General features: G+C 57.1%; 28 protein-coding genes and 1 tRNA gene. 10 read left to right on the forward strand and 19 right to left on the reverse strand.

Annotation, left to right across the window (positions count from 1 at the left end):
- Positions 1–39: 39 nt before the first annotated feature.
- Positions 40–990 carry a PDR/VanB family oxidoreductase gene (locus KVG88_RS00220; RefSeq protein ID WP_217869897.1) on the forward strand — a complete coding sequence of 317 codons (951 nt, stop codon included), beginning with the start codon at positions 40–42 and terminating at the stop codon, positions 988–990.
- 9 nt (positions 991–999) lie between these two features.
- On the opposite strand, the gene KVG88_RS00225 is transcribed toward KVG88_RS00220, so the two are convergent.
- The 5 genes from KVG88_RS00225 to KVG88_RS00245 all read right to left on the reverse strand — a co-directional run bounded on the left by KVG88_RS00225 (position 1000) and on the right by KVG88_RS00245 (position 6767).
- Positions 1000–1713 (reverse strand): GntR family transcriptional regulator, encoded by a 714-nt coding sequence (locus KVG88_RS00225; protein WP_150703244.1) that lies wholly within the window; start codon positions 1711–1713, stop codon positions 1000–1002.
- Between the two features lie 84 nt (positions 1714–1797).
- Entirely contained in the window at positions 1798–2988 is a 1191-nt protein-coding gene (locus KVG88_RS00230; protein ID WP_225933828.1) for an OprD family porin, read from the reverse strand.
- Between the two features lie 122 nt (positions 2989–3110).
- Positions 3111–4445, reverse strand: coding sequence for an MFS transporter (locus KVG88_RS00235; protein ID WP_217869899.1), 1335 nt, complete (start codon positions 4443–4445; stop codon positions 3111–3113).
- Positions 4446–4946: 501 nt separating this feature from the next.
- Entirely contained in the window at positions 4947–5291 is a 345-nt protein-coding gene (locus tag KVG88_RS00240; protein ID WP_150703241.1) for a hypothetical protein, read from the reverse strand.
- 252 nt (positions 5292–5543) lie between these two features.
- Positions 5544–6767, reverse strand: coding sequence for a zinc-dependent alcohol dehydrogenase (locus KVG88_RS00245; RefSeq protein WP_150703240.1), 1224 nt, complete (start codon positions 6765–6767; stop codon positions 5544–5546).
- A gap of 285 nt (positions 6768–7052) precedes the next feature.
- Between KVG88_RS00245 and KVG88_RS00250 the strand changes: the two genes are divergently transcribed.
- Entirely contained in the window at positions 7053–7835 is a 783-nt protein-coding gene (locus KVG88_RS00250; RefSeq protein ID WP_217869900.1) for an alpha/beta fold hydrolase, read from the forward strand.
- Between the two features lie 283 nt (positions 7836–8118).
- Here the strand turns inward: KVG88_RS00250 and KVG88_RS00255 are convergent, their stop codons facing one another.
- Together KVG88_RS00255 and KVG88_RS00260 are read right to left on the reverse strand one after the other, a co-directional pair.
- Positions 8119–9168, reverse strand: a complete 1050-nt coding sequence (locus KVG88_RS00255) for a tyrosine-type recombinase/integrase (protein ID WP_217869901.1) — start codon at positions 9166–9168, stop codon at positions 8119–8121.
- Position 9169: 1 nt separating this feature from the next.
- The gene (locus KVG88_RS00260) at positions 9170–9412 is read right to left on the reverse strand and encodes a DUF4224 domain-containing protein (protein ID WP_217869902.1); all 243 of its coding nucleotides are present in this window, start codon (positions 9410–9412) and stop codon (positions 9170–9172) included.
- 11 nt (positions 9413–9423) lie between these two features.
- Between KVG88_RS00260 and KVG88_RS00265 the strand changes: the two genes are divergently transcribed.
- A complete protein-coding gene (locus KVG88_RS00265) occupies positions 9424–9714 on the forward strand; it encodes a hypothetical protein (protein ID WP_217869903.1) in 291 nt (96 codons plus the stop codon).
- Between the two features lie 352 nt (positions 9715–10066).
- On the opposite strand, the gene KVG88_RS00270 is transcribed toward KVG88_RS00265, so the two are convergent.
- Both KVG88_RS00270 and KVG88_RS00275 read right to left on the reverse strand, forming a co-directional pair.
- A complete protein-coding gene (locus tag KVG88_RS00270; RefSeq protein ID WP_217869904.1) occupies positions 10067–10633 on the reverse strand; it encodes a hypothetical protein in 567 nt (188 codons plus the stop codon).
- A 70-nt stretch (positions 10634–10703) separates the two neighbouring features.
- A complete protein-coding gene (locus tag KVG88_RS00275) occupies positions 10704–11291 on the reverse strand; it encodes a hypothetical protein (RefSeq protein ID WP_217869905.1) in 588 nt (195 codons plus the stop codon).
- 583 nt (positions 11292–11874) lie between these two features.
- Here KVG88_RS00275 and KVG88_RS30985 point away from each other — a divergent pair.
- Complete coding sequence (locus KVG88_RS30985; RefSeq protein ID WP_225933829.1) at positions 11875–12174, forward strand: hypothetical protein; 300 nt, start codon at positions 11875–11877, stop codon at positions 12172–12174.
- A gap of 158 nt (positions 12175–12332) precedes the next feature.
- Positions 12333–12578, forward strand: coding sequence for a hypothetical protein (locus KVG88_RS00280; protein WP_217869906.1), 246 nt, complete (start codon positions 12333–12335; stop codon positions 12576–12578).
- Here KVG88_RS00280 and KVG88_RS00285 read toward each other — a convergent pair.
- Entirely contained in the window at positions 12575–13249 is a 675-nt protein-coding gene (locus tag KVG88_RS00285; RefSeq protein WP_217869907.1) for a phiTE_072 family protein, read from the reverse strand. The genes KVG88_RS00280 and KVG88_RS00285 overlap by 4 nt on opposite strands.
- A 47-nt stretch (positions 13250–13296) precedes the next feature.
- Between KVG88_RS00285 and KVG88_RS00290 the strand changes: the two genes are divergently transcribed.
- Both KVG88_RS00290 and KVG88_RS00295 read left to right on the forward strand, forming a co-directional pair.
- Positions 13297–13947, forward strand: coding sequence for a hypothetical protein (locus KVG88_RS00290; protein ID WP_217869908.1), 651 nt, complete (start codon positions 13297–13299; stop codon positions 13945–13947).
- Positions 13948–14117: 170 nt separating this feature from the next.
- Positions 14118–14202: transfer RNA gene (locus tag KVG88_RS00295), tRNA-Ile, on the forward strand.
- A gap of 49 nt (positions 14203–14251) precedes the next feature.
- Here KVG88_RS00295 and KVG88_RS00300 read toward each other — a convergent pair.
- Positions 14252–16333 carry a DNA cytosine methyltransferase gene (locus tag KVG88_RS00300; RefSeq protein WP_217869909.1) on the reverse strand — a complete coding sequence of 694 codons (2082 nt, stop codon included), beginning with the start codon at positions 16331–16333 and terminating at the stop codon, positions 14252–14254.
- Positions 16334–16702: 369 nt separating this feature from the next.
- On the opposite strand from KVG88_RS00300, the gene KVG88_RS00305 reads away from it, so the two are divergent.
- Together KVG88_RS00305 and KVG88_RS00310 are read left to right on the forward strand one after the other, a co-directional pair.
- Positions 16703–16888, forward strand: a complete 186-nt coding sequence (locus KVG88_RS00305; protein ID WP_217869910.1) for a hypothetical protein — start codon at positions 16703–16705, stop codon at positions 16886–16888.
- Positions 16889–16954: 66 nt separating this feature from the next.
- Positions 16955–17794: a hypothetical protein gene (locus KVG88_RS00310; protein ID WP_217869911.1), complete on the forward strand. Its 840-nt coding sequence runs from the start codon at positions 16955–16957 to the stop codon at positions 17792–17794.
- Here the strand turns inward: KVG88_RS00310 and KVG88_RS00315 are convergent, their stop codons facing one another.
- The 8 genes from KVG88_RS00315 to KVG88_RS00350 all read right to left on the reverse strand — a co-directional run bounded on the left by KVG88_RS00315 (position 17795) and on the right by KVG88_RS00350 (position 21312).
- Positions 17795–18133 (reverse strand): hypothetical protein, encoded by a 339-nt coding sequence (locus tag KVG88_RS00315; RefSeq protein ID WP_217869912.1) that lies wholly within the window; start codon positions 18131–18133, stop codon positions 17795–17797.
- An 81-nt stretch (positions 18134–18214) separates the two neighbouring features.
- Positions 18215–18676 (reverse strand): hypothetical protein, encoded by a 462-nt coding sequence (locus tag KVG88_RS00320; protein ID WP_217869913.1) that lies wholly within the window; start codon positions 18674–18676, stop codon positions 18215–18217.
- Positions 18673–18915, reverse strand: a complete 243-nt coding sequence (locus KVG88_RS00325; protein WP_217869914.1) for a hypothetical protein — start codon at positions 18913–18915, stop codon at positions 18673–18675. Before KVG88_RS00325 ends, KVG88_RS00320 begins: the two co-directional genes overlap by 4 nt.
- Before the next feature lie 7 nt (positions 18916–18922).
- Complete coding sequence (locus tag KVG88_RS00330; protein ID WP_217869915.1) at positions 18923–19486, reverse strand: siphovirus Gp157 family protein; 564 nt, start codon at positions 19484–19486, stop codon at positions 18923–18925.
- A complete protein-coding gene (locus KVG88_RS00335; protein WP_217869916.1) occupies positions 19483–20220 on the reverse strand; it encodes a hypothetical protein in 738 nt (245 codons plus the stop codon). The genes KVG88_RS00330 and KVG88_RS00335 overlap by 4 nt, the downstream gene beginning before the upstream one ends.
- 275 nt (positions 20221–20495) lie before the next feature.
- Positions 20496–20690, reverse strand: a complete 195-nt coding sequence (locus tag KVG88_RS00340; RefSeq protein WP_217869917.1) for a hypothetical protein — start codon at positions 20688–20690, stop codon at positions 20496–20498.
- Entirely contained in the window at positions 20687–20878 is a 192-nt protein-coding gene (locus tag KVG88_RS00345) for a hypothetical protein (RefSeq protein WP_217869918.1), read from the reverse strand. Before KVG88_RS00345 ends, KVG88_RS00340 begins: the two co-directional genes overlap by 4 nt.
- Complete coding sequence (locus KVG88_RS00350) at positions 20875–21312, reverse strand: hypothetical protein (protein ID WP_217869919.1); 438 nt, start codon at positions 21310–21312, stop codon at positions 20875–20877. The genes KVG88_RS00345 and KVG88_RS00350 overlap by 4 nt, the downstream gene beginning before the upstream one ends.
- Positions 21313–21887: 575 nt before the next feature.
- On the opposite strand from KVG88_RS00350, the gene KVG88_RS00355 reads away from it, so the two are divergent.
- Positions 21888–22256, forward strand: coding sequence for a hypothetical protein (locus KVG88_RS00355; RefSeq protein ID WP_217869920.1), 369 nt, complete (start codon positions 21888–21890; stop codon positions 22254–22256).
- Positions 22257–22479 lie beyond the last annotated feature (223 nt).

Below are 22479 nucleotides of genomic sequence, written 5' to 3' on the forward strand. Positions count from 1 at the left end.
GTCTGCGGCCACTGCGGTGGCCGGTTTTGAAGGTGCGCCATGATTGAAGTCGTCGTGACATCCCGCAACAACGAAGCGCTGGATATTTGCAGCTACGAGCTGGCCTGTGCACAAGGCGGGCAATTGCCCGGCTTCAGTGCCGGTGCGCACATCGACGTGCATCTGCCCGGCGGGCTGATCCGCCAGTACTCGCTGTGCAATCACCCGCAAGAGCGCCATCGCTACCTGATCGGCGTACTCAAGGACACTGCCTCGCGCGGCGGTTCCCAGAGCCTGCACGAGCAGATCAACAGCGGCGACCGCCTGTTCATCAGCGAGCCGCGCAACCTGTTCCCGCTAGTGGCTGAGGGCCGGCGCAGCCTGTTGTTCGCCGGCGGCATCGGCATCACCCCGATCCTGTGCATGGCCGAGCAACTGGCTCACAGCGGTGCGGATTTCGAGCTGCATTACTGTGCGCGTTCCAGCGAGAGGGCGGCGTTTGTCGAGCGACTCAAAGGCGCCACCTTTGCCGATCGCGTGCACCTGCATTTCGACGAAGAAGCCGATTCGCGCCTGGATGCGGCCAGGGTCCTGGCCAATCCGCAGCCGGATGTGCACCTGTACGTCTGCGGTCCTTCAGGTTTCATGCAGCATGTGCTCGACAGCGCCAAGGCACAGGGCTGGAGCGACGAGCACTTGCACCGTGAATACTTCGCCGCGGCGCCGGTGGATACCAGTGCCGATGGCTCGTTCCAGGTCAAGCTGGCCAGCAGCGGGAAGGTGTTCGACGTTCCAGCCGACAAGACGGTGGTCCAGGTGCTGGAAAGTCACGGCGTCGAGATTGCGCTTTCCTGCGAGCAGGGCATCTGCGGCACCTGCCTGACCCGTGTGCTGGAAGGGGTGCCGGAGCACCGCGACCTGTTCCTCACCGAAGAAGAGCAAGCGGCCAATGATCAGTTCACGCCTTGCTGTTCGAGGGCCAAGTCCAAGTTGTTAGTGCTGGACCTCTGACCCTGTCGATTACTCGCCGCGGGCGATCACTTTCATCCGGTCGCCGTTGTTGATCGCACCGAAGACCTCGGCGTAGCGCAGTGTCGCATTGGCGTGTTCGCGCATGATGGCTTCAGCGCGTGCGCCCTGGCGGCTGACCAATGCGTCGAAGACCGAATGATGTTGCATGTGTGCGAAGTTGAAGCGCCGGTATTCGCGCGCCATGTCCTGGCGATCGATCGCCAGCGCCGACACTGAAGCGAAAGGGCGATGGTCGTTGCGCGCCAGGGCTTCGGCAATCGCCGGGTTGGCGCTGCTGTCGACAATTACCTGATGAAAGCGCATGTTGAGGTCATGAAACGCCTCGAGGTCTTCTTCCGTCACGTAGCCCTTGTCGAACAGCGCATCGCCTTGCACCAGGCATTCGCGCAGCGCCGCCTGGGCTTCTTCACTCAAGCCGCGTTCGGCACTCTGCCGCGCCGCCAGACCCTCCAGCACCCCGCGCACCTCCACGGCCCCGGCGATATCGTCGGCACTCACCGAGCGCACCTGATAACCCCGCCCGCCATGGCGCACCAGCAAGCCTTCCTGCTCCAGGGTCAGGAAGGCCATGCGCACCGGCATGCGCGAGACGCCGAAGCGTTCCGCCGTCGGGATCTCCATCAGCCGTTCGCCGGCCGCCAGCTCGCCCGAAGCAATCATTTTGCGCAGTGCGACCAGCACCATTTGACCCGGTTTGCTCATGCAGGCGACTTCCAGAAGTTGGTCCGCCATAGTAGCGCAAGGAGGGGATAGATGCAGGGGCGACAAGCGCCCCTGGCGGGAGGATCAGAGAGACAGCGGGTAGCTGACGATAACGCGGGTCTGATCGAAGTCGCTGTTGAAACTGCGACGGTTGGTGGCGTTGTTGACCCGCACGCTGAGATTTTTCAGCGGGCCACTTTGCAGGGTGTAGCTGACCTCGGTGTCGCGTTCCCATTCCTTGCCATTGCTGCCGGTCTTGGTGGTGGCGTTGTCGCCATGGCCGTAGCGGGTCATCAGCAGCAGGCCGGGAATGCCGACGGCGACGAAGTTGTAGTCATAACGCGCCTGCCAGGAGCGCTCGTCAGCGTTGCTGAAATTGCCGTTGAACATGTCGTTGCCCAGGGTCCGTCCGCTGCTGCCATATACCGACATCCAGCCGGTATCGCCGCTGACCTTTTGCAGCCCCAGGTACAGGGTATGGCCACCCAGGTTGGCCGAGAATAGCCCGTAGGCGGTATGGCTTTGCACGTTGCCGATCAGGGCGCTGCCGTCATCCTTGTCGATGAAGTAGCCCAGGTTTGCGCCCAGGGTCCAGTCACCGACTTTCTGTTTGTGCAGCAGGTTCAGATAGCTTTGCTGATAGATGTCTTCGAGCTGCGAGTACCAGGCACCGATCTGAGTCTGTTGTTCGTTGAAGCGGTATTCGGCGCCCGCATAGTTGAAGCCGTCCGACTTGACGGTGGGCGCAGCCCAGGCTGAAAGGTCTTGCATGTCCGAGGAGTTGCGCAGGCTCACCGAGGTGTATTGACCGCCCTGCAGGCTCAGACCGGGGAGTTCCCGGGACACCAGCATGGCGCCCTGGAAGGTTTGTGGCAGCAAGCGTCCGTCGTCGTAGCGCAGCAGCGGAATATCCGGCATGAGCTCGCCGAGCATCAGCTCGGTGTCGGACATTCGCATTTTTGCCGCCAGCCCGGCGCGCCCATAGTCGTCGGCGGCGCGACCATCGTCATGCACCGGCAGCAGCTCCGAACCGCTGCGTTGCGGGCCACTGTCGAGCTTGACGCCCAGCATCGCGATACCATCAAGGCCAAAGCCGACAACGCCCGGGGTATAACCGGAGCTGAACTTGAGGATCGCGCCCTGGGCCCATTCCTCGATCTTGCTCTTGCTGGCGCCGGGGTCGTTGAAGTCCCGATTGAAGTAGTAGTTTCGCAGGGTCAGGCTGGTCTTGGAGTCTTCGAAAAAACCGCTGCTTTCAGCGTGTGCCGAAGGCATCAGGGCAAGCGCCATTGCACCGCCGAACAAAGCCCGGGGAGGGAGAGGGAAGCAAGTCATTATTGTTGTTTTCCTGGAGGATGTTGTCAGTAGCGAGGGCGGGGCCTCGCTACTGTTTTGGGTCAGGCCTGGCTGGGTTGGGCGGCAGGCTGCGCCGGGGCCTTGGGTCGCAGTTGCAGCAACACGACAGCGGCAATCACGAAGACCACGGCAAATACCCCATACAGGTGCAGTGGCTGCCAACCGCTGTCGAGCAATAGGCCGGCGACGGTGGGCGACAGGATCGCGCCGATACGCCCGATACCGATGCCCCAACCGACCCCAGTGGTGCGCACTGAAGCGTCGTAGATAATTGGCGACAGCGCGTACAAGCCAGCCACGCAACCGTTGACGAACAAGCCGATCAACAGGCCGAGGCCCAGTGCCATCGAGACCGATGACGCAGAGCCGACGAACAGCACCAGCAGGCCCGCGGTAATCAACATGAACACCGACAGCACTCGGGTCAGCCGCCAGCGCGAGGCCAGGCCGCCTATCAGCGCGGCGCCGAAGATGCCGCCGACGCTCAGGAGCACGCCGCCGCTGATGCCTTGCTGTGCCGTTAGCCCTGCCGAGACCAACAGCTTCGGCGTCCAGCTCATTACGAAGTAGAAGCCGAACATCACCAGGAAGAACAGCAGCCAGATCAGCAGGGTGGTGCGCCGGGATTCAGGCGAGAGCAATTGCGCCAGGCGGCCACGGCCGGAAGTCGGCGCCGAAAGGGCGACGGGCAGTTCGCGCAGTGCCGGCTGGCCGAGACGGGCCGCCAGGCGATTGATGCGAACCAGGGCATTCGCGGGGCGACTGGCGATCAGGAAGTCCAGCGATTCAGGCAAATACAGCAGTACCAAAGGAATCACCGCCAGGGTCACGACGCCGCCGAAGATGAACACCGAACGCCAGCCAAAGTGTGTCAGCAACCACACCGACAACAGTCCGCCCAGGGTCGCGCCCAAGGCATAACCGGTGGATTGCAGGCTCACCGCCAAACCGCGCCAGCGCTTGTTGGCATATTCACTGGCAATCACGTTACTGCTGGCCAGGATTCCCCCGATCCCCAGGCCGGTCAGCCCGCGCAGCAGTGCCAGTTGCAGCGGCGTCTGGCTCAGGGCCGACAACAGCATGCCGGCACCCGAAAGCAGCAGGCAAAACAGGATCAATGGCCGGCGTCCATAACGATCCGCCCATGGCGCAATGAACAGCGAGCCTGCCGCCATGCCAAACAATCCGGCACTCAACAACAAGCCGATCTGCGCGCCGTTCAAACCCCATTCGGCAGACACCGAGGACGCCGTGAAGGCCATCACCAGCACGTCGAAACCATCGATCATGTTCAGGACAATACAGATGCCCACGGCCAGCCACTGGAAGTGTGCCATGGGACGCTCATCGACCACGCTTTTCAGATCGACACTCATGGCTGCCCCTCGAGAAGAGGCTGCGCAACGACAAAGCGAGAAAGGCACACGAAGCTGGGTGCAAGCCGAAGCTCCAACCCTATTGAGAACTCATTCATCCCGACACCCTTGTTATTTTTATGAGCGGGCAGGCGCTGTACCTGACACCGTGCAGTGGCAGTCAATCAATTTATGGATCCATTGAAAAGTGGGTTAATTTATTTGTCTGCGTTATTTTTTCTTTTTTATGGGATTAATCGTTAAAAAACAGATAGTTAGATATATAAATAAATCGTTCGATTATCGGACGATTTACTGTCTTCTTTTTAAAGGATCCAATGTTCAAGGAGAGATAAATTTGCTTGAGACGCACGAGACGTACTGGCAAGGCAGAAAACAAGGCGGCTGCTGTGAGCCGCGAGAAAGGATTGCCAACAGTCAATCAACAAGGTGGTTCAGGTGACCAAGGACTGATTGCGTTTGCTGCCTGCCAGGCCTGCGTGCGTGCAATTGCTCCCATTATCAAATGACCGTTTTTGTTTGCGGTGTCAGCCCGTCAAGAATTCCGCGAAGCCGCTCGGCTTCACGCTGGTGTCCTCTCGCCGATATGTCCAGGTCGTAAAGCTGCTTGCGTAGTTTCGCCGACTCTCCCGATCGCTCTCGCAAATTTGCCATGGCTTCATCGCGCTGACTGATCGCCTCGGTATGCATCTCGACAAGCTTGAAGATCTTTTCTCGGGCCTGGCGCAGTTGCAGGGTCAGTTCCTGGACTTCGTTCTCATAGACGCGCAATGAGTGCCGGCAGGTTTCAAGCGGCGTCGGGCTGCCGAGCCAGTCGTCGGTGTCTTCGATTTCGTAGCGGTTCATCATTTGTGTCTTACTGATACTGTTTGGATATACAGTATCCGAAAGGCGCTTTCGGGGCGAGAGACATTCGACAAACTGGCCAGGTACGCCGTGGTCTGCGATCACTCGACGGCACTGTTCATGAGTTTGAAGAGGCGAGGCCGACCAGGGTGGAAAACCGTTACCCTTTTCGGATCGACCCCCAAATGAAAAAAGGACGAGAGTTTCGGTAAAAAAACCGAATCATCTCGTCCTTTCCACTTACCGATAGGCTTAGGTAGTCAACAGTGTTGCGCTGCTATCGGTCTCCAGAATAGCGATGTGGCTATCGCCGGGTGTCAGAATGACTTTTCGGCAGTCCTCTTCTTTTTTATCAAAGATTTTATATCCCTCAGCGGCCTGTTCCAGTGACATGCGATGGCTGATGATGACTTCCGGTGAGAGACGACCAGTCTCGATGTGGTCGAGGAGCTCAGGTAGGAATCGATGCACATGGGTCTGACCCATTTTGAAGGTCAGCCCCTTGTCGAATGCGTCACCGAAAAGGAAGCCATGAATGAACCCAGAATAGACGCCTGGTACGCTCACAATGCCCCCGCGTCTGACTGCAGCGATACACTGACGTAAAGCTTTGCCGCTGCTGCCCTCCAGCTTGAGTGTCGCGAGAACTGTTTCCGTCGTACTACCTTTTGCTTCAAAACCGACCGCATCCACGACGCCATCAACACCTCGCATTCCTTTGGTTTGCCGAATAATCGTATCTGCGGGATCGTCGTCTTCATCGAAGTTGATCGGAATTACACCATATGTTTTCTGCGCGTAAGCCAAGCGGTAAGGATGGTGATCGACCATGAAAATTTGGTCGGCACCGAGCATCCTTGCACAAGCCGCACTCAACAACCCGACGGGGCCTGCACCATAGATGGCGATGCTTGAGCCATTACCAATCTCCGCGTTCGTTACAGCCTGATAAGCAGTTGGAAGAATGTCAGACAGGAAAAGAACCTTTTCATCCGACAGCGTACCCGGCACTTTAAACGGCCCGGTGTTGGCTTTCGGTACGCGCACGTATTCGGCTTGCCCGCCAGGAACGCCGCCGTACATATGGCTGAAGCCGAACAGCGCGGCTCCTGGTGGAATCGCCTTTTTATTTATGATCGCTCCACGCCCTGTGTTTGTTGTTTCGCAGGCAGCGAACAGATCCATCGCGCAAAAGAAACAACTGCCGCAGGCGATTACAAAGGGGATCACCACACGGTCGCCCGGTTGCACTGCGGTCACCGCTGAGCCTGCCTCTTCAACAATCCCCATGAACTCATGGCCGAAGATGTCGCCATGCTCGACAGTTGGAATCTTCCCCCGATAGAGATGGAGGTCAGATCCGCATATCGCCGTTGCGGTAACACGAAGAATGATGTCATCACTTTCCTCGATAATCGGATCGGGAACCGTGTCGACTTTGACGCTGTGCGCGCCGTGATAGGTGAGTGCTCTCATGACGTCTTACCTACTTCAGCTGGATGGTAAGTTGGAGAGGAAGATCGAAGAAAGTAAGTTCATAGTGATATAGGCGCAAATGACTAGCGGTCGCTTATGTTGGCATGCTCGTTATTTTTTAAACCTAAAGGACCGCGCACGGGGAGGGGTTCCTTTGCCCGAGACTTGCAATTGGATCGTTCGGAGCCGAGCCAGGTCTGAATCCATAATTGAGACCATGCTCTGAAGGATTGGAGTGGCCCCTCTAATGCCGCCATCTCAGTGACATGAACCGAGGGGACATCAATGACAACGCGCCAACTGACCGTCGAAAACCTGCAGTTGAACGTTTCAATATGCGGGCAAGGTAGGCCTTTGCTCTTGCTTAACGGGTTGGGTGGCTTGATCCGTACCTTCGATCCGCTGCGAGAGGAACTTGGGGACTACATGACCATTACGTTGGACGTGCCAGGGGTCGGTGAATCGCAAATGCCTCGCTGGCCGATGCGTCTACCGCGCCATGCCGACGTGATCGCCGAAATGCTGAAGCAGTTGGGAATCGACCATATCGACGTGTTCGGCGTGAGTTGGGGTGGTGCCCTGGCGCAAGAGGTCGCCCTACGTCACCCTAATATGGTGCGCCGCCTGATCCTCGCGGCTACTTCGGCCGGGCCGGTAGTTCTAGTGAAGCCCGCCGACATCTTAGAATTTTTTGGTAAAAGCAAAAGTACCAAGCCGTACAGGCAAGCAGGAACCCGCAATTCAATTCCAGCGCTGCTGCGCTTTGGTGCAGTGAAAGGCATGCTTTCTCTTAATCCGCGGACCTACTACTACCAGCTTGCTGCCTTGGTCGGCTGGACTAGCCTGCTGCGGCTGTTCCGTCTTAGCCAACGCACGCTGATCCTCGCCGGCGACCGCGACACCCTAATTCATGTGTACAACGCGCATATTCTGCGCCGCTCCATCCGCCGGGCCGAACTGCAGATCATGAAGGGGGAGGGGCATTTTTTTGTGTTCACCAGCGCGAAGCGAACTGCCCAACTGCTACGCGAATTCCTTTCTCAGCCAGATGATGGGTTGCGGAAATGATAAAAAAGATGCGGAAACGATCCAGAAAGGGAGAACCACAAATCTCAAGCCTTAGAAACGACAAAGCCCTGAATAATCAGGGCTTTGTCGGTACAAATATGGCGGAGGCGATGGGATTCGAACTCATGGACCTGTTACAGTCGACGGTTTTCAAGACCGCTATATCGACGTAAACGGGCTGCTGCTTCTAGCGATTTTCCGTTCCATTACTTTCATTTTTCAGCACCTCTACAGACCGCATTCTACAAGGGGCCTGCTTCGAGTTATGGAACGGATTTTCAGGCTATTTTGATGGTTTGGCGATGGCACCGATCCTACGGTAAACCCGCTCGGTGATGTCGCCTTTGGTGTGGCCCAGCAGCAAACTTGCCTCGCCGACATCAATGATTTCAGACGCAGCTTTCGGCCGGATGTCCCGGAACTGAAACCCACCAATCTTCGCCGCCAGAAGGTCGTCGCCGATCTCGATTGCCGCTAACTTCGCTTTCTCGCGCGCGATGTCCCAGCGCTTACGCAGCATCGTAGCGGTCATCCGTTTACCGTGCTGGCTCACAATCAGGTAGTTCGAGACATGCCGGGCGTTGCGCTCGGTTATTTCGGCGATCAGCCGGCCCAGGCTATTCGCCTTACCGTCAGTGGTCATCTGAATACGCAGCTTCTTGTGCGTCTTGTTCTGCTGCACCCCCAAATATCCCCCCTCTGCATCATCCTTCCGCATAACCAGGACATCTGCCGGCCGCTGGCCTGTCAGATAGGCCAGGTCCATCGCATCTTTCAGCTCTTGAGCTGCCTTCATGTAAACAGCATCCCAAACCACATCGTTTGCGTAGTAATCCCGCGGCGTTTCCTTGTTTTTGCGCACGCCCTGGCACGGGTTTTCCTTGGTCGTCAGTCCCCACTCCCGGGCAATGTTGAACACGTGGGAGAGGGTGGCGATCTCCCGATTCGCCCGTACCTTGGCCGTCCGTGCGTCCCGGTACCCGGCAATCGTTGCCGGGGTTATCGAGTCGATCGGGGCACTGTCGAACATCGGCCGGAGCTGCTTGATCTCCGCCATATTGTCTTTCTGTGTCCGGGGTGCTTTCTTGGAAACGACATCACGGATATAGCGGTCGAATATTCCTTTCATGGTGCGGAGATCCAGCGGCTTTTCTTTCGCCTCCAGTTCGGCCCATTTGATCCTGGCCTTGTCGAGGTCCTTGCCCAAGGGGATATCTTTGCCGAGCAGGTCGCGGTAGTAGTAGGCCGTCCACGTACTACCGTTTTTGCGCTTGCGTGAACGTTGATACATCCGCGGGGGAAGGTGGTGGTGTTCGGTCTTGCGGGGGCGCATATCAGTTCACTCGCGAGAAGTCAGGCGTCCATGCCGGAACTGCCGGGGTTGGGTTTGGATCGACGATGCTCGGCGAAAGCATGCCCAGCTTCATGCGGGCGTACATCCGGCCAACGAGTGGGCGCTTGCCGCGGCTTTCGACGAACACCCAGTGGCGATCCACCAACCAGCGCCGCTGGTAGGCCCTGGCCTTGTAGCCGGTGAGTTCCGCCAGTTCTTCGTCCGAGAGAATTTCGGTTTCCATGATGATGCTCCATGCCGCGCGTGGCGGCAGAAGGTGGTTTATTCGGTGCGGAAGACTTCGGCTCGAACCGCGCGCCATTCCTGTTTTGTGGTAACCGGTTCGCGGCCAAACCATTGCTCGGCTTCTTTCGCCAGATCCTCGCGAGCCTGGCTCCATCCGCCACCGAGGCGAAGCGCCAGAACGCGCACCTGATCGCCGAGCGATTTGCACCGCCCGATCTTGGTTTCTGCGCAAATAAACATGCGTGCACCTCGCCCGCCGTCCACCGGCAGGCTTTGTGGTTTAATGAGATAGTTTCTTAAGGGAGTTGTTGCTATGGAAAAGGCGTTACGAAATCCGTTGTTTTTAACCGGGCTGCCTCTGGCAATCTGCGGTGTTGCGATTACTGCGCCCGGCCTTTGGATTCCTGGTCTAGCACTGATGGTTGCCGGCTGGGCTAAGGGAAGTAAGCGAGCCTGACGTTCATGGGCAGCCTGCACGCGGATCGTGGAAATCAGACGAGGGGCGTCAGGTAAGCTGGATTGGTGAGCTACGGTTTGTTGGTTCGCCTCGCCAGTTGCGTACACGCTTTCTCCCCTGAGGTGACTGGCGGGGTGAACCCTTACCGACGCGGCCCCTTGTAGATGAGTCAGAGCATGTAGAGCGGCGCTGCGATCATGGCGTCACCTTCTGGCCGAGCAGCACATCGCTGACGACCTCCCAGAGCTGAGCGGGCGACCACTGGAACCGGTCGAAGTCCGTGTCTGGCTCGACCCCGACGCGGCAGGTTGAGTGGGCTCCGGCCTGCCATTCACCAGTCTTTCGCATGATCGTAGCTACCCGGCCATAACCACCTGGCTCTGTGCGGTGGTAGACGTACGCAGTGCTGTCGTAATCCTTGCCGGCCGGTACTTCAAACGAGGCGACCAGATTGAAGTCGGCGCAGCCGTCCGGGGTCCAAGGGCGTCCACCATTGGCGGTCCGCTTGCCCTCATGCAGGTACAGCACGAATTCGCCGTCATGCTTTTTCTGATGGGCATAGACATGGTTGATCTGCGTCCCCACCAGCACGCGCGACACGAAGTCGAAGCGGTGGTCATGAATTGCGGAATGCTCGAAGCAACCGCGGCGCGGAAGCTCTGGGTGCCAAACATGCAGCCGTTGGTTTCCCTGGAGCTGGACCTGCACAAAGCCGAGGCCGTGCAGTGTGATTTTGTCGGTCATTACGTCATCGATGATCATGTGGCCACCGCTGCGACAGAGAGGATGATGGCGCCCCAGATGCAGGCGCTTACGGCCATGCATTTCAGGATCATGCTGCGGCCCTCGCTTCTGTGATCTCGTCGATGAGTGATTGCGGGAGCCGTGCGGCAAACTCACCCTCTGACCACGACAGCGGCTGAGACTGGCGGATCATCTCGTTCAGCAGATCGAATGCCGCAAGCAACTCGTCATCGTTGATCTCGCCGTCCTCCGGCAAGTCATCGCAGAAGTGGTCTGCCGGATCGATTTCACTTGGATAGTTCGGCTCACAGATGCAGAGCTGCAGGTCAGCCAGGTCGATTTCGCTGTCGACCAGGTAGTCGCGCAGATCGTCTTCATCGAAGAAGTACCGATCACCATCGAAGATGACCAGAGGTTCGCCGGCCCAGTCCCTGACTGGCATCGCCGCGAATTTCGCTTGGCGGCGCGCATGGCGACACTCATTGCAGGAGCTGTTCACCTCATAGATTGGATGCTCAGGGTTCACGTCGCAGCGGCGATGAGTTGCGCCACAGTAGCGGGCACGGTTTTCGTCGCCACCGAAAAAGCGACCGTCAGAGGAAACCCAACCGGTTACCGTTTTGAGGCTGGCCGCTTCCGGAGCGTCGAACATGATGATTGGCTTTTGTGCAGGCATGACTTCGTCCTTGCCGCTATAGCGGCTGACTTTGAAGGGGGAGGGAATGGGTGGTAACGATTTAGGTAAAAGTCTAAATGATATTTTGGATCCAATTTGCTAGGATCTGATCACCCGCCTGACTCTGGCTCTTTACCAAGCACGGATTGCTAGGCCAGAGTTGGGCGGGTACTCGTAGGAACTGGATGCTGGAGAGGCGCCTTGATAGAGGCCAGTTACAGCCTCGCTGTAGATGAATTTGATTTGATCCCCACGAGATCATGTGCTGCTGCCCATACCCGTGTGGGTGCGCCAAGGGACCTTGACGTCGTTGACCAGCAAGCCCCAGCCACCGCGCCACTTGCTTGTGATGAGGGTGATGACGCGTCAATTTCGCGCCCGACCGGCAGCGGTTGAATCAAAGTAGTTTCTTCAGGTATGACTTCGTCCTTGCCGCTATAGCGGCTGAAAGTTGTACGAAAATTTGAATTTGTATAGCTGTTGAGACCAGCTGTCAGTTGCGGTTTAGGCGCGCTTGCGCTTCGTTCTCATCGGTCTAGATTTGAACTCGACTCACCATCATGCGAAATTGGCGGGAGGCGATATGAGACTTCGAGGCGATATCTTCTGGGAATGGGCAGACCCGGAACTCCACTGCAGAACACATGATGAAACTCTCAGTGATGGGACTCACATTGACGTGCAGGTCAGGCTATCGCGAGCCGGCGAGACACAGATGTTCATTGGAATCTATGCCTCGGATGGAATGGCTTTGCATGAAGAGGCTGATGACTCACACCCTCGCGAATCGATGACCAGAGCCCTGGCTTGGGGGGTTGGTAGAGCTCGGAAGCTGGCTGCTGGTTCAGGTGCGGGGAATCGCCGATCCGCTTCCTCGAGATAGCCTCTGACCTTAACAGGGCGCTGAGCGTTGGATTGGCAGCCAATTGCCATCGCAACCGGTGGTCTGAGCATGAGGCACAAAACTCAGGATAATGTCACAATGATGCCATGTAGAAGGGTGCTCGCTCCCTTACAACTCATAAAAATAAGTGTGACATCATGCCTTCCATTGATGATTTTCGCTTCAAGGCTCATCACCTCTTGCTCGATCTTGATGCAACAACCAACCACCTCATGATGCTCGTCGTTTCACGCGAAGTCTCAGGTCCGTCGTGGGAAGAAGGCGTGGCCCGTCACAGACAAGCATATGAAGCTTGGGCATCCATCATCACCGGTGTTCAGACGGATCCGATGCCCGCCCTTGATGGTCGACCGCCCCAAGACTCAGCAAGCTCACCAGATTAAAGAGACTCCGTCGCTACCTGGTCATGGGCATTCACTGTCGGCTTCTGCCGCTCTTGGCGTAGCGCTTCTTGCACAGCCTCGACAACTCGGCGCAGATACGTGAACTTGTGGTTCTCCTCGACTGCCTTGCCGTCTAGCGAGTAATGCCATTCATCGCCGAACAAGTCGGTCAGCAGCGCGCTTTGATGCCAGCATTCGCTTGGGCTCTCGATGCTGCGTAGCACGTCGATGTCTTGCCATAGCTCGTGGGCTTCCTCTTTGCTTAGCTCGCCAAGTTCCCAATCGTGGCGTCCGGTCTGCTGCCGTCGGCGCTGGACGATGCACTTCTTGGCCAGGGCGAGTAGCGCGTCGCCGCTGAACACCGTGGGACTGATGCCTCGATCCAAGCAGTTCAGGACGTAGTCCCAGCCGCAGTCGGCGACGAACTCGGCGACGGTGCGCGGGCCCATGCCACCCCAGTAGGCGTTCCAACTCTTATCCCAGCAGTTGATGGTGATCTTACCTTGGGCTGTCTGGTAGTTTGGATCAGGTTCTATGGGGCAGTCGCGCCGGCCGAAGTCCTCGAGGAACACGGTGATCACGTCAAGCCTCGGCGCGCCAGTGATTACCAGTTTCGTGACTGTCGAGCGCTCAATCTTCAACGGCTCGGCCGGTTTGTTTTCTGTGGGCATGGGGATACCTCGGCGCTACTATCGCCATGAATGAATGGAGGCTTGAGATGTCGATCTGTTTGGTGATTTCTGATGTGGATTGGTCGCTCACAAAAGACGTTTTTGCGGTGATCGGAACGGTGATTTCGGGTGTGGGTGTAGTTACTGCCGCGATCATAGGATTCATTAGCCTTGCAACTTGGAGGCGGCAAATTAAAGGTCAAAATGACCACGAGCTGGCTCGTCGATTGCTCGTTGAGCTATATCGGACGGTAGAAAACTTTAAAAAATATCGCGCAAGAGCAATTTACTCCCATGAGGTAAAGAGAGAGGGTGATCCGGTATTTTCCGGTAGCCATCACGATCGACACGCCCGTCAGGAGTTGGGTTTCAGTCGTCGAATAGAAAGTCTTCACGAATCTTATGCACAGATGGCAGCATCGTTGTTTGAGGCTCAAGCTCTCTGGGGTGAGGATGTTGTTTCCAGAGCGACGCACATTAAGCGTCTGATAGATGAATATGGCGATTATGTAAACTTGTTGTTGTTGTCAAGAGATCCTTCAGAGCCCGAGGATGAGCGCGAGGACCACTTGGAGTTCTTAAATTCCCGGCGGATAGTGTTCAAAAATAGACTCAGCGAACAAGATGAGTTTGGAGATGAGCTAGAGCGAGCGGTTCGTAATTTCGAGGTTGTGTTGAAACTGAAGCTGGCGCGATAGATAGCAAATACCGGTGAGCAGTGCATATAGATTCGGTTCATCCACCGAGGCCGACTATCAAAATGCTTGCTGTGGGCATGAGAATTTGCCTGTGATGGCGTGTTGATATTTTTCGGCAGGTAAGTTAGATTTTCTGCCGCTCAGCCTCCTGCGGAAAGCAACAGCTTTCCAGAGGTGGCAGAGTGGCCTATTGCACCGACCTGATAAGTCGACGACTGGGAAACCGGTCCACGGGTTCGAATCCCGTCCTCTCCACAAAACCCCTTCCAGTAATGGAGGGGGTTTTGCGGTTCTGGGGTACGGGTTATGCCGCAACCGCTTGCCGCTGCTCGACTCGCCACGGGTCGTTGGCGCGAGCCAGTGCAGCCATCGGGGGAGGGCTGACGCTGTTGCCGCACATGTGAACCTGCTGGGTTTTGGTGAATGGCTTGCCGTCGGCACCGTGGCTGATGATGTAGTCGGCGGGGAAGCCCTGAGCCTTGTACAGCTCGGCCGGTTGCAGCATCCGCAGGCAGATGTCGACGATCACGTAGGGCGTGCCCTTGATTGTGACGGTGACCAGGCCGAGTCGATCCTTGGTAGTAATCGTTGGCGCTGGTGCGTCGGCGGCGCTCATGTTCTCGGTGCCGTAGTAGCTGATCAGGAATGCCGCAACACGCAGGGCACCGGCTTCCACCTCTGGCGCCAATTGGAACTCGACCAGCGAGCTCTTGCCGCCACCGCCGGCGGTAATGGTTGGTGCTGGTTCGTCCATGCCTTGGCCTACGCTGGCGCCGAACTGGCGTTCCATGAAGGCGGTGACCAGTCCGTGGTGAGTGCCTCCGGCGCTGATGGTATGCAAAGGGTCGGCGACGTCACGCGCATCGCAGTTTCCGCGCAGGTGCACCAGGTTGGCGGTCACCAACTGCTGCTGGCTGCCGGTGTTGGTCACCGTGGTCAGCGGGTCCTCAATGCTCTTGGCGGCCGTGGTGTTGAAGCCGCCATTCATCTGGGCCATGAACACACTCGATATCCCCATCGCATGGGCGGCGCCGGCCGGGCGCTGGTAGTTCCCGCCGCTGGTGATGGTCGGCAACGGTTCGTCGAGCGCCTTGCCTTCGTCCGCAAACCGAAACTTCACCAAGTGCGCCGCCGCGATCACGCGGTGGTTCTGGGTCATCAGTGTCCCGGATGGTTGATCAATCGATGTCGGCTTGCCCGAGTACTCTGGTCCGCCAGCGCCGACCAGCACCGGGCTGATCAGCGTCAGTTCGCCACGATTTGCGCAGGTCACCGTCGGCAGCGGGGCGTGCGGATCGTTTATCCGGTCACTGCCCTGATGCGTGGCTGGCGCGATGATTGGGCTTGCGATGGCGAACGAACCACCACGCGGCCAAGAGGTCACGGTGCGCAGCGGCTCGTGTGCTGACTGAACGCTTTCTCCGGACCAGTTTGCGATCGGCACAATGAACGGGTCGGCGGCATCGATGACGAACTTCTTCATGCCTTTGGCGATTCGGCGCAGGGTGGCGTCCGCCAGCGGCTTCGGCCGACCGAAGATGCTTTTGCTCGGCACTGTCCAGTCGATGCACTCGGCGGCGGTGCGCCACTTCTTTTGGCCTTTGACCGGGTTCTTCGCGTGGGTCGGCTCGGGCCACACAATTGGCTGTCCATCGCACCGGGCAATCATGAACAAGCGCTCACGGCTGGTCGGTGCGCCGAAGTCACAGGCCTTGATCACTCGCCACTCAACGTCGTAGCCCAGGCGTTCCAGTTCAGCCACGAAGACGGCCCATGTCTGCCCGCGGCGTGAAGGATCGGGAACCAGGAACTGATTATCCACTGGTACCACCTCGCCTTGGGCGGCGATGCGGTTCACCATGCTCTTGGGTTTGGTCGGGTGCGGCACCAGGTCGAGAGTCACCACGCGGCCGGTGGCCTTGCAACGCTTGGCGATCAGTGGACCCCACTGGAGGATCTGTTTCACGTTCTCCAGGCTGATGACTCGCGGCTTCTTCTTGCCGGCCCACTTCAGGCCGATCCACGACAGGTTCCGGATCTCGCGCTTGCGGGGCTGGCCGCCGGCGGCCTGGCTGTGGTGCGTGCAGTCTGGCGACATGTGAAACCAACCTACTGCCTTGCCGCCGCCTTCGGTGTCCGGATCACCGTCGAACACGTCGGTGGTGTAGTGCACAGCGCCCGGGTGATTCACGGTGTGCATGCTGATCGCCTGAGGACTGTGATTCTTCGCGACATTCACCGCGCGGCCAAGGCCCATTTCCAGCCCGGTACCGGCGCCGCCACCACCACAGAAGAAGTCGACAACGATCTCGTCGTCCTGAGTGTTGAAGCCAAGGCCGTATTGAGTTTTGAAATCGAAGGGGTGTTTCTTCTGTTGTGCGGACATAGGGGATCCTCGCCGGCTGGCGTGATTCGTTTAAGTGGGAATTCGGTCTACGCTTAACGCGTAAATATGAGGCGTGCTTTATGAGTGATCGCGAAAACAAGGAGCTGGGAATGTCGGATTGCGCATACTGCGGGTTAACGATGAACTTCGTTCCCGATAACAACAGGCAACGGTTTGAGGTCGAGTGCGAGCATTGCCAAAAGGTCAACATAGTGAGTTGGAAAGTTTGGGCAACGGGCGTTTGGTACACAGGGGTTAAGCAAGACTGAAGCGCAGCAAATGAGTCATTCAGACGCTGCCCTTGGTGGTTGGCGTGATACGTCAATTGAGTTGATGATTTGCACTCAGCAAAACCCGGCGGTGATTGCGATGAGCACGAAAACCGATGTGGAAGCGATACGTCTGATCGGCGATGAGGTTGTGCGGCTGCTCAGCCTCCCTGAAGATCAACTTGAGTCTCAGGTGCGAGCCGGGCTCAAGTTGATCGGTGATCTTGCCCGATGGCGCGACTTGGCCGGCTTATCCAACGTCGAGCCAGCTGGCGTGATTCGTTGAAGTGGGGTATTTTTCTGTGTTTGGATGGCTATTTGCTATCCACTTTAGGAGCAGGGCAGGTAACTAATGGCTAAGAAAAGCGAAGATAATTCGGTGTCGCCACCTCTTACTTGTGGCTTAGTGATGCCCATTTCTGCGATCGACGGCTGCACTGCAGATCATTGGGCAGAGGTGAAAAACATTATTTGCGATGCAGTTAGTGCGATCGAAGGTTTAACATTTGTACCAAAGTTAGTAAGCGAGCAAGATGATGTTGGTGTGATCCAAAAGAGGATAGTACAGAATATCTACTCTTCAGATATAGTGATTTGTGATGTTAGCTGTAAAAACGCTAACGTTATGTTCGAGCTCGGAATGAGATTGGCGTTTGACAAGCCAACAATCCTTATTAAGGATGACAAAACCGATTTTTCTTTTGACACCGGAGTGATTGAACATCTTTTATATCCCCGTGATTTGCGGTTTTCTCGCATTGTTAGTTTTAAGAAATCATTGGCTGAAAAAGTATATGCTACATATCAAGCATCTATCAGTGATCCAGCTCACTCTACCTTCTTAAAGAATTTTGGTAGTTTCAAAGTTGCTGCATTGAATCAGACGGAAGGTACCCCTGATCAAGTAATGCTCGATATGCTCCAAGACATTTCCCGGGATGTTTCGAGACTCAAACGAAATGCGTTTTCGGTATTGAATAAGAATAGTCCGCACAAACTTGATCAAATGTCGGATATCCATTCTGCATTTCAAACATACAAAGAGGTGAATGGTTGGGCAGGAAGTTCCTTTGATTTAATCGGCAATGATTCTTTTTATGACTTCATGGAAGGGCATGTGAACTTGCGCTTTTATGAGTCGCGGAAAAGCCTTGTAACTGCGGTTGATGATTATGTTCTGACTAGTGTCTAGTTATTCTTCATCATTTGTGAGGCTCTCTAACCTTTCGATTTCCTCATAAAGTCTCCGCGACATCTTTTTGCTTGGCGCATAAGGTGTCGTGACACACCGAAGCATCTTGGCCTGGGTATCGAAGCCGGCGGCAATCAGGTTCATCAGCAGCCGCTGGTGAATGTCTTGCTGGTTGTTGATGCCGTGGTCCTTCATGACCTTCTTCAGGTCTGGCTTGAAGACCCCGGCAACCTCCACCGTGAACTTCTCGATGCCCAGGGCAGCGTCCTTCGCTGCTGCCTTCTCGCGCTTGCGGCGCTGCTTGAGCGCTTCCGCCGTCGGTTCCTGTTCCTCGGCCATACCCCGCCTCTTCAATTCCGTGGGCCGGTAGATCCAGCCATGTCTGTCGTCGGCGCTGGCGCACCTGGTTGCTGATTCGTCTCATGCTGCTTTCTGCTGACTCCAGACACCCACGGCGTCGAACACCCGGGCAGCCTGTTCTTCTGTGAGCGATACCTCGGCAGGAATGGCGATCCAGCCCGACGCGATCCGGTGATTAGGATTGCTCTCCGCGACCAGGTCCTTGTAGGTTTCCTCGATCACGTCTTCGAGGTGCGCGGCCAAGTAGTTGCCCTGGGGAGCGACCTCGACCGATTTGGTGTAGCGGTGTCCCCACTGATCGCGGCACTGGACGCTGAGGTAGATCGTCCAGCGGTGGGCAAAATCGCACACCGCATCCGCGATGCGCTGGCCGGGCGGGATGTTCTTGCAGTTCTTCCAGTTGATCATGCCCTGACGGCCACTGGGATCGATGTTCACCACTGCAACGTGATTGGTGCTGAGCAGCGCCCGACACGAACGCTCGAACCGGGCGCGCATGTTGTTGGGCTTGCGTCTGCTCATAGTGAATCCGCCATTTTGCGTAGTGCCTGCCGCTGCGCCCAGTTCAATCCCTTGGGTTTGCGCTTGAGCACCGTTTCGGGATCAATTTTCTGGGAGCGGGGAGGCGGCAGCGGATTGCGCGGCGGGCTATTCATTTGGGCGATCTGCCCGCCGGCGGCCAGGTACTGTGCGACCCGGTCGTTGATTGATTCTGCGCTCTGGCGCTGTTGCTCGATGAGGTTGAGATGGTTGCTGATCATGCTGCCCTCACTTGATCCGGATTGAGCTTTCACCACGCTCAAGGTGAGCCCAGATCGGCTCGGGGATCAGTTCGTGTTCCGCGTCTTCGCCGCCTTCCATGCGCTTGCGAACCGCCACGTTGTGATCCCGGATTTCCTTCAGCTTCGCCGCAATCGATTTCTTATCCGGAGCGAACACTGTCTTCGTTTCAATGAAGTCGTCCGGGATCTCGTCTTCCTTGTCGACGATCACCTTTTCCGGTGCGAGCGCCAGGGTGATGGTGAAGAGTGGTCGCTTGATCGACTTGATGTCGGCAGCCTCCATGTTGCGGCGCAGGTAGTCGCTGATCTGGCTGACACTGTTCTTTTTCACGCGCTTCAGTTCATTGAGTCGCTCGACTTCTTTGTCGATAGCGTCGATGTCGCCTTCGATATTGCGACGCAGCATGACAATGTTGTCGGCCTTGACCTCGAATTCACCCTGGATGTCGTCCATGGCGTATTGGAGGGCTTCTTTCAAGCCTTCGTCGTCCGTGTCGGCCATGGCCTGCAGTTCTGCGAGTTTTCCGGTCAATGCATAGAGTTGGGTCATGCTGCGTTCTCCCGTTCAGTGGCTTCGGTGATGCGCTTCCACTCCAGTGAAATGCGCTCCGCACCTTTGGTGTCTTTGCGAATGGTCAGCTTGCGCACGGCGACGTCGTGGATCTTCTTCAGCTCCTGCGCGGACTGGGCGCCGGCCATGGTGTCGATCACGGATTTGATGTAGTCCAAGCGTTCCTGTTTTTGGCGATCCTCTTCGGCGACTCGGTCTTCGGCTTTGTTCAGCGCGACTTCATCCCGCACCGTTTCGACATAGGCTGCATCGTCGAACAGTCCCATATGGATGTCCGCGGCGAAGCCGAGGGGTTGCAGGCATTTGCCGATAGCGTCGGTGAGTGATTTCTTGGCCGCCTCCCAGTCGGTCATGATTTTGCCTTGCTGGAAGTAAACAAACGGGGTGTGGCCGTAGTGCTGGACCGTGCATTTCTGACCGTCCTTGCCCAGGTACCAGAGCTCGATTTTCAACGTGTGCAACTTCGCATTAATGCGCGGGGCTTCTGGCCACTCTTTCGTAGGCGCCTGGAGGGGACCGCCCTCGTCGAACCGGTCTTCAATAACAGTCCAGCCCCAGCCTTCGCCGCATGGACCGAAAACCTCGGTTGCCTTGCGCATGAGGTAGGTTGGCTTGATGGCCGTTCCCTTGAAGCCGCCCATACCGGTAAAGTTTTTCGTTGCGCTGGGATCGGTCGTATCGACCTGGTCCCAGATTCTGGTGTTCTCAGACATGGGGAATCCTTGCCGCGATGTTCGCAGCGTTTGAAGGTGCTGGTTATTGAGTGACGCGATCAGCCAGGACGCTGAGCAACATCAGAAAGGAGAGTGTGGTGATTGCCGAGAACGAACCGCGCCAGATCAGTACGCGGCGCTCCCACTGCCGGCCGGTCACCGGAACACCCTGTAGGTGGTCGAGTGAGGCACCTGGCAGACTTCCGAGTCGCGGGTAACTGCGTAGTCGGCCATGACGATCAGTAGACCGCTTGCGAGGATCCAGAACATGCACTTCATGGCCGAGCCCTCACCACGATACGACCGCCCTTCATGGTTGCAGCCAAGCGTCGTGGTAGGTCGGCGACCAGTTCGTCACGCTGTCGGCCGATCACCTCATTGAAGGGAATGCCGAAACCGAGAATGGCGATGCGGCGCTCGATGTCGTCGAGCTGTTCGTCGATCAGCGTTTTAACCGGTGGCGTACTCATGCGAACTCCTTGCTCTGCCTGCAATGTTTCAGCAGGCGCTGGCAGTAGTGGCTGAATTCTTCGAGGGTGATCAACTGGTCCGTCATCAGGTTGGTGATGATCTGCTGAACCAGAATGCTGTTGCCGGGTGGGCTGTCTGGATGAGTGAGGCTATCTAGCGCTTCATCGATAAGGATGTGAGGGCTCATAGGTCGCCATCCAAATCGTCTTCGGCCTCTTCACGCTGGGCGGCGGCCGCGTCGGCGGCGTGCGGGCGAAGTAGGTCGGCGGCGATTTCCTCAAGCCGTTCGACCAGTCGCTCACTCCCCAACAGGTATTTCGCGTGGGTACGGCAATCACTGCCGCTGCCGACAACAGTGCTCAGCACTAGCTTGGCGAACGAGTCACGATCATCGAGACCGTCGATCTGCCGCTGGTTCAAATACAGCTGCAGGTGCTCGGCGTACTGCGCCGAGGTCACCTTCTGCGCTGGGCCAAACCGGCGCTTCCACGTCACGTCAGTTCCGCACACCAGCTGTTCGGCGGCGCCTTCCAGCCATTCCTGTTGCTCGTCCGACTCGCTCACCGGCGAAGGTAGCTGCGCGTCGTACACGGCCTGACTGAGTTTGAGTGCTGCGTTCATGGTCGCCTCCAGATCGGCGGTGTTGATCCAACAAAACTCGGCTGCACTCATCCATTCCGCTGGTTGCCGTTGGGCGCGGAGGGGAGTGTATGCGGGTGGTGTCGGAAGGGAGTTACCCAGGCCCGCTACTGGCGACGGCCTGGGTTTGCAGCATCAGCAATGTCCGTCGACTTTAGGTTGGGCCTACCGGTCCCCGGTTGATGCGCGGTCACATCCTCGGCCCTGCTTTCCGCTGCCTGTCAGGTGCTGGGCGCAGCCTTCAGGCTTACTGCGCCACACAGGTGAATCGTTCGGCTACTTCATGGCGGTAGCTCCTACTGTTCGCTCACTGGGCAGGCAGTGGCCACCTGTGATTTCCCGTCTGGCCCTGTTGCCAAGGCCAGCCAGTGAAATCTGTTTTCCATTCCATGCGCGGCGCCGCGGATTCCCCACCTGGCCGGCGTCACAAATTTCGTGTTCGGTGTTCTTCGCCGGCTGGCTTGCATGGTTTGGCGTCCTCCCATGAGGGGAGTCCGGCAGGTTCCAGAGCCTGCATGGACTGGTGCTACTATCTGGGCTCCAAAGGAGGGTGGTTGATGGATTTCGATCTGCTTACGCATGAGCTGAAAAAGGCATTTGCTCAACTGGACGTAACCGAAAAGCAAGAAGCGGCGAAAGCTGAAAAGCTCCAGCGAAAAACCGAACGCGCCGCACGACGAAAAGCTGCGCGTAGAAAGCCGGTAACCGTCAAAACAATTCAAAGACCGCCAGCAACAGCGATGTGCAAGGACTGCGGAAAGTCGACGAATCCAGATCCAGAGCTCTATTTCTTGCCAGTTCAGTGTTTGCATTGCCAACAATTATCCGAAGCTATTGACCTCGGCATTCGCAGCAAATCGTGCACTGAGTTTTCGTCGGTAAGCGTGGTTCCGGGCGGTGCGCCGGGTCTTGGCAAGAGAAAGTAATTCCTCCTCACTTCCCAATGCAGCCTGTTGCCAAGCTGCATCAGCGAAATGTTCAGCCGTGACCCGCTACTGGCGTCGGTCATCGGCCTATCTCAAATTATTCCTCCAGCCGCGGGCCTTTCGGCTTGTTCTCCCGCTGGATAACTGCTTTCGACGTTTTACGCTGCACGCCCGGGTCAGTTGCCAACCCTCTGAACCGTTGAGGCCGGTTCATCGCTGCCTT

Source organism: Pseudomonas azerbaijanoccidentalis (assembly GCF_019145495.1).
GTDB lineage: Bacteria > Pseudomonadota > Gammaproteobacteria > Pseudomonadales > Pseudomonadaceae > Aquipseudomonas > Aquipseudomonas azerbaijanoccidentalis.

Excerpts from the sequence above, each read along its gene's own strand:
- KVG88_RS00270 (WP_217869904.1), bottom strand. The coding sequence starts at position 10,633 with ATGATCATCGATGACGTAATGACCGACAAAATCACACTGCACGGCCTC.
- KVG88_RS00290 (WP_217869908.1), top strand. The coding sequence starts at position 13,297 with ATGTCGATCTGTTTGGTGATTTCTGATGTGGATTGGTCGCTCACAAAA.
- KVG88_RS00255 (WP_217869901.1), bottom strand. The coding sequence starts at position 9,168 with ATGCGCCCCCGCAAGACCGAACACCACCACCTTCCCCCGCGGATGTAT.
- KVG88_RS00345 (WP_217869918.1), bottom strand. The coding sequence starts at position 20,878 with ATGAGCCCTCACATCCTTATCGATGAAGCGCTAGATAGCCTCACTCAT.
- KVG88_RS00280 (WP_217869906.1), top strand. The coding sequence starts at position 12,333 with ATGCCTTCCATTGATGATTTTCGCTTCAAGGCTCATCACCTCTTGCTC.
- KVG88_RS00340 (WP_217869917.1), bottom strand. The coding sequence starts at position 20,690 with ATGAGTACGCCACCGGTTAAAACGCTGATCGACGAACAGCTCGACGAC.
- KVG88_RS00275 (WP_217869905.1), bottom strand. The coding sequence starts at position 11,291 with ATGCCTGCACAAAAGCCAATCATCATGTTCGACGCTCCGGAAGCGGCC.
- KVG88_RS00335 (WP_217869916.1), bottom strand. The coding sequence starts at position 20,220 with ATGTCTGAGAACACCAGAATCTGGGACCAGGTCGATACGACCGATCCC.
- KVG88_RS00220 (WP_217869897.1), top strand. The coding sequence starts at position 40 with ATGATTGAAGTCGTCGTGACATCCCGCAACAACGAAGCGCTGGATATT.
- KVG88_RS00325 (WP_217869914.1), bottom strand. The coding sequence starts at position 18,915 with ATGATCAGCAACCATCTCAACCTCATCGAGCAACAGCGCCAGAGCGCA.
- KVG88_RS00310 (WP_217869911.1), top strand. The coding sequence starts at position 16,955 with ATGGCTAAGAAAAGCGAAGATAATTCGGTGTCGCCACCTCTTACTTGT.
- KVG88_RS00250 (WP_217869900.1), top strand. The coding sequence starts at position 7,053 with ATGACAACGCGCCAACTGACCGTCGAAAACCTGCAGTTGAACGTTTCA.
- KVG88_RS00355 (WP_217869920.1), top strand. The coding sequence starts at position 21,888 with ATGGATTTCGATCTGCTTACGCATGAGCTGAAAAAGGCATTTGCTCAA.
- KVG88_RS00300 (WP_217869909.1), bottom strand. The coding sequence starts at position 16,333 with ATGTCCGCACAACAGAAGAAACACCCCTTCGATTTCAAAACTCAATAC.
- KVG88_RS00315 (WP_217869912.1), bottom strand. The coding sequence starts at position 18,133 with ATGGCCGAGGAACAGGAACCGACGGCGGAAGCGCTCAAGCAGCGCCGC.
- KVG88_RS00285 (WP_217869907.1), bottom strand. The coding sequence starts at position 13,249 with ATGCCCACAGAAAACAAACCGGCCGAGCCGTTGAAGATTGAGCGCTCG.
- KVG88_RS00245 (WP_150703240.1), bottom strand. The coding sequence starts at position 6,767 with ATGAGAGCACTCACCTATCACGGCGCGCACAGCGTCAAAGTCGACACG.
- KVG88_RS00230 (WP_225933828.1), bottom strand. The coding sequence starts at position 2,988 with ATGCCTTCGGCACACGCTGAAAGCAGCGGTTTTTTCGAAGACTCCAAG.
- KVG88_RS00350 (WP_217869919.1), bottom strand. The coding sequence starts at position 21,312 with ATGAACGCAGCACTCAAACTCAGTCAGGCCGTGTACGACGCGCAGCTA.
- KVG88_RS30985 (WP_225933829.1), top strand. The coding sequence starts at position 11,875 with ATGAGACTTCGAGGCGATATCTTCTGGGAATGGGCAGACCCGGAACTC.
- KVG88_RS00305 (WP_217869910.1), top strand. The coding sequence starts at position 16,703 with ATGAGCACGAAAACCGATGTGGAAGCGATACGTCTGATCGGCGATGAG.
- KVG88_RS00235 (WP_217869899.1), bottom strand. The coding sequence starts at position 4,445 with ATGAGTGTCGATCTGAAAAGCGTGGTCGATGAGCGTCCCATGGCACAC.
- KVG88_RS00225 (WP_150703244.1), bottom strand. The coding sequence starts at position 1,713 with ATGAGCAAACCGGGTCAAATGGTGCTGGTCGCACTGCGCAAAATGATT.
- KVG88_RS00330 (WP_217869915.1), bottom strand. The coding sequence starts at position 19,486 with ATGACCCAACTCTATGCATTGACCGGAAAACTCGCAGAACTGCAGGCC.
- KVG88_RS00260 (WP_217869902.1), bottom strand. The coding sequence starts at position 9,412 with ATGGAAACCGAAATTCTCTCGGACGAAGAACTGGCGGAACTCACCGGC.
- KVG88_RS00320 (WP_217869913.1), bottom strand. The coding sequence starts at position 18,676 with ATGAGCAGACGCAAGCCCAACAACATGCGCGCCCGGTTCGAGCGTTCG.
- KVG88_RS00265 (WP_217869903.1), top strand. The coding sequence starts at position 9,424 with ATGCCGCGCGTGGCGGCAGAAGGTGGTTTATTCGGTGCGGAAGACTTC.
- KVG88_RS00240 (WP_150703241.1), bottom strand. The coding sequence starts at position 5,291 with ATGAACCGCTACGAAATCGAAGACACCGACGACTGGCTCGGCAGCCCG.